Genomic DNA, 13403 nt, shown 5'->3' with positions numbered 1-13403 from the left:
ATTTCATGAAAAAATTAGTCATATATACCTTAATCATTCTTTTAGGTTTTATTACAAAAAGCTGCCAGGATTTAGATGAGCTTAATGAAAATCCTAACAACGTAAGCCAAACTCATCCCCAGTTATTACTTACAGAAATTTCGGCTGAAGCTTTTCAGGTTACCGGTACCAGTCCGATTTATGCTTCAAGAATGCTTATACAAACGGGAGAAGAGAACGATTATCAATATTTTAAATGGGGTAATGGTAGCTTTGGAGAGTTTAATGATCTAAGACAGGTTACTAAAATGATTGAAGAAGCTGAACGCATTAGTAGTCCTAATTATATTGCTATTGGTAAATTTTTTAGAGCTTACTATTTTTATCAATTAAGCCTTCGGTTTGGGGATATTCCCTATTCTGAAGCTTTAAAGGGCGAATCTGAAGATGATTTTCAGCCATCATATGATTCTCAGGAGACCGTTTTTGAAGGAATCATTACTGAACTGGATGAAGCGGCATCTATGATAGAGGAATATGTGGCTATTGAAGGTGATATCATTTTTAACGGCGATGCCAGAAAGTGGCTGAAACTTATTAATGCTTACGAATTGAAACTATTAATAAGCCTTTCCAATAAAACTACTGCCGGATCAATAAATATCGTAAGCAAATTTCAAGAAGTTTATGCGCGCGGGATGATGATTAGCTCCTTAGAAGATAATGCACAATTAGTTTTTCAGGATCAGCAGGATAGTCGTTATACCGAATTTAATTCGAGTAGTTACGGATCAAGTATGTATATGTCAGCTACCTATATTGATTTATTGAAGCAATTAAAAGACCCGCGTTTATTTATCGTAGCCGAACAAACTTCAAGTGCTGCATCGCAGGGATTAGAGATCAATAATTTTGATTCCTATAACGGAGGAAGCCCTTCGGAAAACTACTCGGTAATCAATGAAACCCTGGTTGCCAGTGGGAACATATCAAAAGTTAATGCAAGATATTATACCGATCCTACGACCGAACCGCATAACATTTTAAGTTATTGGGAGGTCGAGTTCATACTTGCCGAAGCTTCGTTGAGAGGCTGGATAAATGATCAGCCAGCTACACATTTTGAAAATGCTATTCGTGCAAATTTTGAGTTTTATAGATCCAATGCGAGTGCATACTCAGAATATTTAAGCGTAGAAGAAGTGGAAGAATACCTGGACCAGGCTGCTTTAGGTCTTGAGGGTACTGAGGAAGAACAACTGGAAACCATTATCACGCAAAAGTATATTGCCACCTTTTTACAGGCAGGGTGGTCACAGTATTACGATTATCTAAGAACCGGTTATCCTGAATTTGATTATCCTACAGGGCAAACACCACCGTACAGGTTTGTTTATCCGGTAGAAGAATATAATAATAATACGAAAAACCTGGAGGCCGCAATAAACGCTCAATTTGGCGGAAACGATGGGATAAGACAACTTCCCTGGTGGCTTGATTAATTTATAGAAATAGCAGCATCTGTTTTTACGATGCTGCTATTTATAATTATAAGCTTTAAAAAAACGTTATTCAAAAAATTAATTATCATTTTTGATAATTAGATTTCAAAAAATATAAGTTATGGAGTCAAGAAGGTCATTTCTGAAAAAAGCTTCTTTATTAGCTGGATCCACAGCACTTTTTAATTCGATGCCACAATCGATAGCTCGGGCTTTAGCGATAAGTGCTGATCCCGGAACCACTTACTTAAATGCAGAAAACATCGTGTTTCTTATGCAGGAAAACAGGTCTTTTGATCACTGTTTTGGGCGTTTGCGTGGTGTACGTGGATTTAATGACCCCAGGGCGATAGACACTCCTACTGGGTTGCCAGTGTGGTATCAGCGTAATAATGCTGGTAAAACTGCAACGCCATTTCGTCTGGATATAAAAAATACCAAATCCACCTGGATGGGATCACTTCCTCATGGTTGGGAAGATATGGTGGCTGCAAGAAATAATGGTAAGATGGATAAATGGCTTGAAGCCAAAAAATCAGGGAATCCCGACTATGCCAAAATGCCGTTAACGATGGGATATTACGACCGGGAAGATCTTCCCTTTTATTACTCTTTTGCAGATGCTTTTACGGTTTGTGACCAAAGCTTTTGTTCTACGTTAACGGGTACCAGTCCCAATAGAAATTACTTCTGGGCGGGAACTGTTCGTGAAGATGCACATAATCCTTCTTCAAAAGCCCATGTAGATAATGGAATGATCGATTTTAAAAATGTGAGCTGGAAAACATATCCAGAACGCCTTGAAGAAGCCGGGATATCCTGGGGAGTATATCAAAACGAACTTAGTATTCCCACAGGTCTGTCTGGAGAAGAAGAGTTTTGGCTTGCTAACTTTACTGATAATGATTTGGAATTTATAAAACAATATAATGTTCGTTTTCACCCCCAGCACAGGGCATGGATGCAGTCAGAATTAGAAAAACTGTTAAAAATTGAAAATTCAGAAAAGCATTCAGAAAATGAACAAAAAGAATTAACGGCTAAAATCGCCAATCTTAGGAAAGATCTTGAGGTGTATAGCGAAGCTAATTTTAATAAGCTAAGCGATCACCAAAAGGCAATACATAATAAAGCCTTTATCACCAATAAAAATTATCTGGAATATCGAAAACTCGAACACTTGAAGTTTGAAGAAAAGGAACTTAAAGTGCCAAAGGGAGACGTGCTTCATCAATTTCGAAACGATGTAGATAATGGGGAATTACCTATGGTATCCTGGTTGGTGGCCCCATGTGCTTTTTCAGATCATCCCGGTTCGCCATGGTATGGCGCCTGGTACGTATCTGAAGTATTGGATATTTTAACGAAAAATCCGGAGCAATGGAAAAAAACAATTTTTATCGTTACCTATGATGAAAATGACGGTTATTTTGATCATGTACCTCCCTTTGTAGCGCCTAAACCGGGAAGTGGTGCGACTAACAATATCCCTACAGAAGAAGAGTTTGTAGACGGAAAACATAATTTAGGTTTAGGTTTTCGGGTACCTATGATAGTTGCCTCACCATGGAGTAGGGGAGGGTATGTAAACAGTGAAGTTTTTGATCATACCTCCTCGTTACAGTTCCTGGAGCATTTTATAGAAAAGAAAACAGGTAAAAAAGTTATTGAAGAGAATATTGGAGATTGGAGACGGGCTATTTGTGGTAACCTTACTTCGGTATTCAGGGATGCTGATAGCTCAGTACCAAAAGAAATGGCGGTAAAAAGGGACGCCTATATCCAACAAATTTATGATGCGAAAGAAAAGAAATTGCCTTCGGATTATAAAATGTTAAGTGATACCGATTTGAGGGATTTAAGAAATAAAGATCAACTTAATAAATTATTGCCGGCGCAGGAGCCGGGTACCAAACCTGCTTGTGCTTTACCTTATAATTTGTCATTAGATTGCGGGTATATGGCTTCAAAAGATAAGTTGGAACTTACTATGTCCTACCAAAATACGCTATCGAAATCTAAAAAAGGAGCAGCACCATTTCAGGTATATGATATGACTTCTTTACTTCAGGATGCTAAAAGGTCCTGTTATGATTTTACCGTAAGTGAAGGTGAACATATAAAATATGATTTTCCTTTCCATTCCGATAAGTTCTTTATCAAGGCTTATGCTCCTAATGGTTTTTACAGGGAATTTCGAGGGCATAAAAATCAGCTTGCAGCCACTACTATTAAATTGAAAACAGCAGGTAATAAAGAAAGGATGCGTGCAGTTTTTCAAATTGATACAAAACAAAAGATTAGTGTTGCTATCATCGATAAGTCGTATAATAGAAAACCGGTGAATGTAGTTTTAGAAAAAGGAACCCATCAAAAGGAGATAGATGTCCATGATTCATTTGGCTGGTATGATTACAGCATTTTGATAGCGGAATACCCTGAGTTTGAACAACGTTTTGCCGGCCATATCGAAAATGGGAAAACCAGTACTACCGACCCTTTAATGGGAAGATCGGTTTAAAATTCAAAAAAATATGCGACATTTTAAAAGCTATTAGTTTTGTTGTGTATTCTTAACATCTTACTATAGTATCGATTAAGATTTGCCGATATTGGATTAGATATAGGTGACAATGTCACTACCAGAAATTTGGTAAATTACCTTAGAGCAAACCATAAGGTAGTTCCTGGAAAATTATCTCATGGCTTTCTAACTTTTAATGGAAAGCCATGAGATATAAAATTACTATTCTTTACGCATATAAATATTACCTGAAATAGTTTCGAGTTTTGCTCTTTCACTACCATTACTAACGATACCTTGAATTCTACTGGATATAGAAGAGTTTTTATGAGTTTTTATTACGTTAATATCAAGATCAGAATAGATAGTTCCGGTTAGGGTTTTGGCATCAATTTCGGCTTTCTTCATTGTAATATCTAAATTTCCACTAATTGTCTTTAAAGCAAGCTCTCCATCATACTTTTTTAGTTCCACATTTCCCGATATCAAATCTGTTTCCAGTTTACCTGAAAAGTTTTCTGAAATAACATTTCCGGTAATGCTCTTTATTTTAAGCCTACAGTTTTTAGGCACATAAACCACATAATTAATTTCAGTTTTATGATCACAATTATTGAGTACAATATTATTTTTTTGCTTGAAGTAATCTCCAAAGTCTGAATAAATAGTGATGTCTTTAGAAGAGGTCTCACTTTTTAAACTGTAAGCATCATTACCTTCCCCATTTTCTATCAGAACATTTGCTTTGACATTGATATTCTTTTGATCCCATTGTACCACTTTGATTTCAGAAGCAAATTTAAAGTTTAAATTGATCTGTTCTATTTTAGCTATTTTAAATTGTTCTTCAACCTGTCTTTGGCCCTGGGTAACCGAAGTAAAAAGAATGAGCATTGTTAATACGATTAGATGTTTCATAATGTTCGTTTTTTGATTAATAAATGTGATTATTTTTTTCTTAGATAAATGTTTCCAACAGAAGCTTTTAAGCTCATTTTTACCCCTCCATTATTAATATCTCCCGTAATGGCTTTTTGACCGCCAATGGCCTTAAGTCCGTCTTCCCTTGGCTTGATGAGGTTAAAGTTAGAATATACCGATCCCATAGTAGAATTGAGTTCTACCGATGCTTTTGTATTGGAGGGTAAACTTATATCGATCATACCCGTAGAAGAACTGATGGAAATCGGAGCGGTTTGATTAACACTGCTAAATACCACATCAATGTTTCCCGTAGTGCTGTGTGCTGTTATGGGGCCGGTCACATTGTTTAGTTTTATATAGCCTATATTGGTATTTATTTCTAGCTCGTTGCTTAAATTCTCAATCTTCACATTACCTAAATTTCCGCAGTTTATCTTTAGGGCTACTGAGGCCGGAACGCTTATAGTCAATCCCCTGCGATTGTAAAAAGATTTAAGGTCATTTATCCGTAAACTTTCCCCATCTTTCTCCATATACATCCCCACTCCGGTATTATCCTCCCCACCAGCGTAAATAGGAGTGAGACCTTTAGCTTTTTCATCAATTGAAGAATCTTTATCATTCCAGGTCGATCCCGTTTCTTCTTCTTCACTTTTACAGTTGCTGCAACCTTCCCTGATAATAAACTCATTTGATACTCCCTTTTTTATAAATATGGAAGTGTTGGTTTCGATTTCTATTCTGGAGATACCGCTTAGTGATTTTTTAAACTCCTTTTGGGCCATGCCTACGCTACCAATAAGCATAAGCAACATACATAATATGCTTGTTTTTTTCATTACTCTTGTTTTTTTGATTGATTATAAAATTTGTGCAAGTCCCTGATTAACCTGATACTTTACGTATTGCGGTACTTCGGGTTGATTTAATAGTTTTTTCATGGGCTTTACCGAACGTTCCTCCTTAACATGCACCAGAAACTGAATGATTGCAATCTGAACTTCAGGATTCTCTTCGGTTTCCAGCGTAGAGATAAAAGCATCTTTTACGAGCTGATTCTCCTGAAATCTCGATAATGACCCAGCTGCTGCCAGCCTTACATTGATATTATCATCTTTTTGTAATCTTCCGATAATGGCTTCCAATACCTGATTGTCTGGCATTTTTATATCTTCTGTATAATTGACGGCCTGTATTCTTTTACTTGCAGAACGATTATCAAGCATAGCTAAAGTCATATTGGTTTTAAGCTGCTGTGATTGTTCCTGTAACTGGACGATTTGTTTTTGTGCCAGTGCCTTGCCGCGATGCTCTCCGTAAAGATAGCCTCCAAGCAAAAGCAGGATAGAAGCGGCAATTTGAAAAGCTGTTTTCCAATATAGTACCTGTACTTTGGGTTCATGATTTTTTAATTTCTGCTTTTCCCGTTGTAGCATGTCTTCAAAAGAGGTAAAGTGTCCGGTCTTTGGTTGTTCTGAAGAAACAACCTTGATGGTTTCCGTTAGCCTTCTAGTTTCTTCCAGTTCTTTTCTGCAAGCTTCGCATTGGCTTAGATGCTTTTCGAATTCATGGATTTCTTTTTCAGAAAGCTGTCTTTCCATATAATCAAAAATTCGTTGTTCTATTTCGTTACAATTCATATCTCTACAGATTCAAAAAATAATTTTTTTAATTTCTTTAGGGTACGGTGAGCTTTTATTTTGATCGCATTTTCCGTACTGCCTAAAACTTCTGCTATTTGCAGATAGCGCATTTCCTGAAAACGACTAAGGACTATTATTTCTCTTTCTTCAGGGGTTAATTTTTGCATTACCATTTTGAGTTTTATGATATCATCATTCGTATCCTCTTCGTCTTCTTTAATTTGGTGAATTATAGTATGGTCCTCATTTTGATACTGGTTTTTTTGAGCTTTAAAATAATCGTAACTAAGATTGCGGGCAATCCTAAAGATCCAGGAATCAAACTTTCCACCCTGGTATGATTTGCGATATTTGATAGCTTTATAAAATGTGGTTTGCATTAAATCTTCACAGATATCTTTATCGCGAATCATCTGTATAAAAAAGTTATAGATCCATTGATGATATCGTTCATAAAGTATCCGCATCTCATCCAAATGATCCTTAGCAACCATGCTCATCAATTCTTCGTCGGTTAGGTTTTTCAAGTTTTTGATGTTGTTTACTCCTCGATAATCGAGATTAAATGCTCGGGTTCCTGTCTCTTGTCGATAGCTATCGGGAGCGGAATGCCTCGAAATAAAAAATGATGTTTTGATACATGCCTCATTGCCCTAAGCTCTTTTACTATAAAGACCTCAGATTTTTAAAAAGGTTTCACAACGCCTATTTTTTTATAAAGTATTTTAGTTACAGGTATATTGTATTACCCTCAATAAGCTGAGGCAATCTTATAGGCACCGGAAAACTTTTTGCAATTTAGAGGTATGCTCATAAGTATAGGGATCGTGTATTCTGGCTTCTGGCATTGCCTATAAATGATTTAAATTAGATAGCAGATGTAATTATAGAAATTTTTTGGAACGGAAAGTAAGAGCACGGATAATACGAGGCTATTATATATTACGAATATTCTATGTAGAATATGTGAAAAACACTTTTGAATTGCCAGTCCAAATACAGATTTCGATGAGGTATTTCAGTTAAATATGATCAATACCAAAATTTTACCAGCAGTGCCCAAAACCATTGAAGGTTATAAAACCGATACTCAGCTTAGTACTTCACAACAAGTGAAAGAAGGGTATTTCTAAGGCAAAAAAGTTTAGAATACCGTCCCAAGTTCCATACTTTTAAGTTATTTCAGCTATTAAAAGAGTAGCATAATGTGAAATATTTGATAAAGCCTATTTGAAAATTGCGCTTATTCTTTTTCTATACTATCTTTTAGAAAAAAGAAATGAAAAGTATCAGAACACGAAATGTGGTTAGACTGTTAATGGGTTCAGCCATGGTATTTGCCGGTATAGCACACCTCACTTTTAAGCGAAAAGAATTTCAGGCTCAGGTGCCCCGTTGGTTACCAGCAAATCAATCATTAATGGACGTAACGGTGCTTTCCTCTGGGATTGTTGAAATAACTCTGGGGGTATTAATGATTTTATGGAAAGAAAAACGAATTAGTACCGGATTGATGTTAGCCTTGTTTTATATTCTTATTTTTCCGGGAAACATATCCCAGTATACGAATAGGATTGATGCCTTTGGATTGGATACAGATACCAAACGTTTTATCCGTTTGTTGTTTCAGCCTTTATTAGTCTATGGAGCTCTTTGGTCTACGGGAGCAGACAGGTATTTAATTGAAAAGTTTAATAAATAAACCCGGTGTATGCTCTAGAGGTAGAAACCATAAAAGCTTTTGAAAATCTTGGTGAATTTCAATAATCATCAGTAACGGATTATTATATTTTTTAGAGGCAATTCATAAAAAGGTCGAAAGTTTAAGATACAATAACGGTCCATGGGCCGGTTATTTTTTAATTTAGCTGTTTCACTTTCTTTCTCTTTTTCGCCATGCTGCATTGTTTTACCAGTGATTGAACATAATAAAACATTAAGGAATAACTTTATCCGGAAACATTACCAAGATTAAATTCTGCCATTTGCTTTCTGCAAACCGAAGACGGTCTATAAGTGCTTTGAAACTCACAAATATCGATTTTTTCACCTCTTTTTGTATTGAGGATTGATGCGTAGTTTACTCGACCCATGGAATCAAAGGCTAGGGAAGGATGCCTCGAAGCAAAAAGTAATTTCCTAATAAGTGTATTTATTGATTTACGCAGATGTAGTGTACTGATCTGCTTAAAATTTATAAAAGATAAAACAATCTGTGACTTTAAAAGTTGTTGGAATCATTCTATAGCCAGTCATTTTAACCTCTTCAATTGGAAGGTATATTAAATGTTTTCCAAGCAATGTTTGATGGAAAAAATAAAATATTAAAAGTCATTTTCTAGCAAAAGACTGTTAAGGAAATTAAAAAAAAGTTATGAACCCAAAACGAGTGGTATATTTATTCAACTTAATGATTTTTAGAGCGTTTAGGTGGCGTAGAAGTACAAGAGTTTACAAATTAGGCACCTCTTTTTATTGTTAAATAATTTTTAAATTCTATTTTAGAAGCTTGTTAAATAGTAATCAATGAAGTTTCTGTACAGGTTTTCTCTTCTATACCTCCTTTTCTTTTTATTTCTTTCCTGCAGTCAAGAAAGTAATAAGACGAAGAAGTATAGAATTGGTTTTTCGCAAGCGATGACAACAGACAATTGGCGCCGTGAGATGAATAAATCCATGCAACTGGAAGCATCGCTTCACCCAGAAATTGTTCTTGAAATTAAGGATGCTGAGAACAGTGTTGCCCAACAGGTTAAGCAGATAGAAGGATTTATTAAAGACGATGTAGATGTGCTTATTGTGTCTCCTATCCAGTCTAATCCCATTACTACTGTTATAGAAAAGGCGATGGATGCAGGCATCCCAACTATTGTTATCGACAGAAAAATAGATGGGAGCAATTTTACAGCTTATATTGGTGCAAATAATGTAGAAGTGGGGCGCAATGCCGCAAAATATATCATTTCCCATTCAGGTGAACCCGCTGAAATCATAGAAATTACCGGTCAGGAAGGATCTTCACCTGCCCATGAAAGAAGTGAAGGCTTTAGAAGGGCGATAAACCAGATTCCTAATTTAACTATATCCCATATCATTAAAGGCGATTGGGAAAAAGCCTCCATAAAAGAGGAATTATCAAAGCTTTTAGATTCCACCGAAATCCCAAAGTACATTTTTGCACATAATGACCGAATGGCCCTGGGAGCCTGGGAGGTGGTAAAAGAGAAATCTCTGGAAAGTGATATCCATATTATTGGAGTAGATGGACTTTTTGGCCCTAATGGAGGAATTCAGTTAGTTAAAGATCGTATTCTGGAGGCCACAGTGCTTTATCCTACCGGGGGAATGGAGGCAATAAAATTGGCTGAGGATTTGATCAATCAACAAAGCATTGAAAAGAATAATATACTGAAGACGATTATTATAGATTCTGTAAATGTTGGGATCATGAAGAACCAGTTCGATAAAATGAACCAACAGCAGAATGATATTGAGCACCAACAGGAAGTAATCGATAAACAAATTAACACGTACAATTCGCAATCGAAGCTTATCCAGTTAATGATATTTTTATTAGTCCTGCTTTTAATACTAAGCATATGGAGTATTTATCTGGTTGTTAAGCTTAGAAAGCATAAAAGAAATCTGGAGTCGAGTAATACAGAGATCCTGGCACAGCGAAATAAAATTGAAGAGTTCGCAGAAAAATTGAAAATTTCTAATGAAAGTAAGATCAATTTTTTCACGGCCTTGTCGCATGAATTCAAAACGCCATTAACGCTTATTACCAGTTCAATTGAGTCAATATCCGAACGTCCTTCTAAAGAATCGCAGGAGATCTCTTATGAGACCAATCTTATTATAAATAACTCCAGAAGATTGCTACGTCTTATTAATGAGCTGTTGGATTTCAGAAAAATCGAAAATGGCAGTTTCGATTTAAGGGTTACAAAGACCAAAATCGTTCCTTTTCTGAAAAATATAGTTGATAATTTCAAAAGCGAAGCGCTTAAAAAATCTATTGATCTTAAATTTTCCTATAAAAGCGAAGATCTTGAGCTTTATCTAGATAGGGAAATGATGGATAAAGTCTTTTTTAACATCCTTTCTAATGCCTTTAAATTTACTCCTAAAAATGGAAAAGTTCATATTACAATAGAAGAGGAGGAGGAAAAAGTTGAAATTTTATTTAAGGACTCCGGTATAGGGATTCCGAAAGAAGAATTCCAAAGTATTTTTGATCCGTATATGCAGGCTAGTAACAATACCAGGCCCAGTTCTGGTATTGGGCTGTATATTACCCGCCAGTTTGTGGAATTACATAAAGGGAATATTAGTGTTTCTTCCAACCAGGGAGCCGAATTTAAAATTTCGCTATTAAAAGGTGATGTTCATTTAAAAAAGTATGTTATTTCTGAAGTTCAAAAGGGGATGGATACCTCTTCTGAGAGGAACCGGGTGGAGAATCTAATTCCTGAAGAGATAGGTGCTAATAAAAACTTGAGGGAAAATGCGGAATCGGTATTGATCATTGAAGATAATCTCGAACTATCCTTTTTGCTTCAGAAAAAATTAAGCTCAGAATATAAGGTTTACGTTTCTGACGGCGTGGATGGTGTTGAAAAAGCCCTTGAAGTTATTCCAGATGTGATGATATGTGATATTAACCTGCCAGATAAAGATGGATTTCAGATATGCCGGGAGTTAAAGAGCGATCTACGAACTTCCCATATTCCTACTATCATATTAACCGCTTTAAGTGATAAGGAATCGAGGCTTAAAGCCCTAAAAGCAGGGGCAGATATTTATATTACTAAGCCTTTCAATAATCAGATCTTAATGGAGTCCATTAAATCGGCTTTATTTAATCGGGAAAAACTACGATATTATTATACCAACCGTATAGATAAAGTGAATGGAGAGAACTTTGCCGGAGCCGAGCAATTTTTTCTTAAAGAGCTTAATGCCCTCATTGATGCTAACCTCAAAAATTCAAGTTTTACTGTAGAAGATCTTGCATTTAGTTTAGAGATTTCGAGAGTGCAATTGTATAGAAAAGTAAAAGCGCTGTTAGGTATGAGTGTTAATGAGTACATTAATTCGCTACGCCTTAAAAAAGCTAAAAATTTACTCCAGAATTCAAAGCTAAATATTTCTGAGATTGCTTATGAAGTTGGCTATTCCTCCCCGGGATATTTTTCAACATCCTTTAAGAAGGAATATGGTATTTCTCCTAAAGAGTTAAAAACCTCTTAATCACGAAATCTCAAACCTTGTAGTTGGTTTTTTAATTATGATACATTATTGAAATTTATGTATCATAATTAAAACTATATCGTTTTCGGTTTATTTTTAAAAGTGGTTTAAATTTCTGATTATTAGTTTTTTATATGAAATTTTGCTTATCCTTAACATTATTAAAATCATTTGCGAAATTATTAAAATATAAGGGTGGGTTTTAAGCATACTTTAGTTTTTAGACATAAAAATTAAGTTATGAATAAAATTCTAACCTGGTCCATAAGTGCTGCACTTGCTGGTTTTTTATTTGGTTTTGATACTGTGGTCATTTCAGGAGCCGACAAGCAGCTTCAGGCACTATGGAATACTTCAGATGCTTTTCATGGATCTGTTGTGATGGCGATGGCCTTATGGGGAACTGTGGTAGGTGCTATTTTTGGAGGTATTCCCACCAATAAATGGGGAAGAAAGAACACACTTGTAATAATAGGAATACTATATTTTGTATCTGCTTTGGGATCAGGCCTTGTTAATGATCCTATTTCTTTTGCAATTTTTCGTTTTCTTGGAGGCCTTGGAGTAGGGGCTTCAACCATTGCCGCACCGGCTTATGTATCTGAGATTTCACCAGCCAATAAAAGGGGAAGACTGGTGTCTCTTTATCAGTTTAATATCGTATTGGGTATTTTAATAGCATTCTTGTCGAACTATTTGTTGCGTAATACCGGAGCTCAACCCTGGCGGTGGATGATAGGTATAGAAGCATTGCCCGCGCTCCTATACATTCTATTTGTCATATTTATTCCTAGAAGCCCAAGGTGGCTAATTTCCAAAGGAAGAATTGAGGAAGCAGAAAAAGTGCTATCTATGATCAATCCGCATATCGATTCTCGAAAGGAGTTGCGTGAGATACAGGAGTTAGATGCTAAAGAACAAACAGGAGAAAATATCTTTCTGAAAAAGTATCGTTTTCCTTTGATTCTTGCATTTTTGATAGCTTTTTTTAACCAGCTTTCGGGGATAAATGCCTTTTTATATTATGCTCCAAGAATATTTGAATCTGCCGGTTTAGGGGAAAGCACTGCACTTTTAAGTAGTATTGGAATTGGAGTGGTGAATCTTCTGTTTACGCTTCTGGGAGTTTTTTTAATAGATCGACTTGGTAGAACACAACTTTTACTCTATGGCTCCATAGGTTATATAATCTCTCTTTCTCTTGTAGCTGCCGCTTTTTTCTTGAATTGGGGAGGAATGTGGGTTCCGGTTTTCCTTTTCCTTTTTATAGCATCCCACGCCATAGGACAGGGAGCGGTGATATGGGTATTTATCTCTGAAATATTTCCAAACCGTTTACGTGCATCAGGCCAGGCATTTGGTTCTTCAACGCATTGGGTACTCGCAGCAATTATTCCATCAAGTATTCCATTTCTTTTTAGCACTATAGGTCCTGGATATGTATTTGCCTTCTTCGCTTTTATGATGGTACTGCAATTGGTCTTCGTGATTTTTATGATGCCAGAAACGAAGGGAAAATCCCTGGAAGAGCTAAGTGAACAACTTTCTATAAACAAATAAATAAACCAATTAACA

The 13403-nt window shown here is 36.0% G+C and carries 9 protein-coding genes; 5 read left to right on the top strand and 4 right to left on the bottom strand.

Annotated elements, in window-relative coordinates; genetic code table 11:
• Positions 1–5 precede the first annotated feature (5 nt).
• The gene (locus tag ZPR_RS15210) at positions 6–1481 is read left to right on the top strand and encodes a SusD/RagB family nutrient-binding outer membrane lipoprotein (RefSeq protein WP_013072622.1); all 1476 of its coding nucleotides are present in this window, start codon (positions 6–8) and stop codon (positions 1479–1481) included.
• Positions 1482–1602: 121 nt separating this feature from the next.
• Entirely contained in the window at positions 1603–4002 is a 2400-nt protein-coding gene (locus ZPR_RS15205; protein WP_041578980.1) for a phosphocholine-specific phospholipase C, read from the top strand.
• A 225-nt stretch (positions 4003–4227) separates the two neighbouring features.
• Here ZPR_RS15205 and ZPR_RS15200 read toward each other — a convergent pair whose 3' ends face one another.
• The 4 genes from ZPR_RS15200 to ZPR_RS15185 are packed head-to-tail and all read right to left on the bottom strand — an operon-like array spanning position 4228 to position 7099.
• On the bottom strand, positions 4228–4923 hold the full coding sequence (locus ZPR_RS15200; protein WP_148211741.1) for a DUF4097 family beta strand repeat-containing protein: 696 nt from the start codon (positions 4921–4923) through the stop codon (positions 4228–4230).
• A gap of 29 nt (positions 4924–4952) precedes the next feature.
• Positions 4953–5768, bottom strand: coding sequence for a DUF4097 family beta strand repeat-containing protein (locus ZPR_RS15195; RefSeq protein WP_049771460.1), 816 nt, complete (start codon positions 5766–5768; stop codon positions 4953–4955).
• A 21-nt stretch (positions 5769–5789) separates the two neighbouring features.
• Positions 5790–6569 (bottom strand): HEAT repeat domain-containing protein, encoded by a 780-nt coding sequence (locus tag ZPR_RS15190; protein ID WP_013072617.1) that lies wholly within the window; start codon positions 6567–6569, stop codon positions 5790–5792.
• Positions 6566–7099 (bottom strand): RNA polymerase sigma factor, encoded by a 534-nt coding sequence (locus ZPR_RS15185; protein WP_013072616.1) that lies wholly within the window; start codon positions 7097–7099, stop codon positions 6566–6568. Before ZPR_RS15185 ends, ZPR_RS15190 begins: the two co-directional genes overlap by 4 nt.
• 752 nt (positions 7100–7851) lie before the next feature.
• Here ZPR_RS15185 and ZPR_RS15180 point away from each other — a divergent pair.
• The 3 genes from ZPR_RS15180 to ZPR_RS15170 all read left to right on the top strand — a co-directional run bounded on the left by ZPR_RS15180 (position 7852) and on the right by ZPR_RS15170 (position 13388).
• Positions 7852–8274, top strand: coding sequence for a DoxX family protein (locus tag ZPR_RS15180; protein WP_041578979.1), 423 nt, complete (start codon positions 7852–7854; stop codon positions 8272–8274).
• A gap of 824 nt (positions 8275–9098) precedes the next feature.
• Positions 9099–11828, top strand: coding sequence for a hybrid sensor histidine kinase/response regulator transcription factor (locus tag ZPR_RS15175; RefSeq protein ID WP_041578978.1), 2730 nt, complete (start codon positions 9099–9101; stop codon positions 11826–11828).
• A gap of 240 nt (positions 11829–12068) precedes the next feature.
• Complete coding sequence (locus ZPR_RS15170; protein ID WP_013072611.1) at positions 12069–13388, top strand: sugar porter family MFS transporter; 1320 nt, start codon at positions 12069–12071, stop codon at positions 13386–13388.
• Positions 13389–13403: the final 15 nt, after the last annotated feature.

Origin of the sequence: Zunongwangia profunda SM-A87, assembly GCF_000023465.1 — a bacterium.
GTDB classification, from domain to species: Bacteria; Bacteroidota; Bacteroidia; order Flavobacteriales; family Flavobacteriaceae; genus Zunongwangia; species Zunongwangia profunda.
Note: the sequence above shows the minus strand (reverse complement) of the source record. Positions and strands in the feature narration are given on the sequence as shown.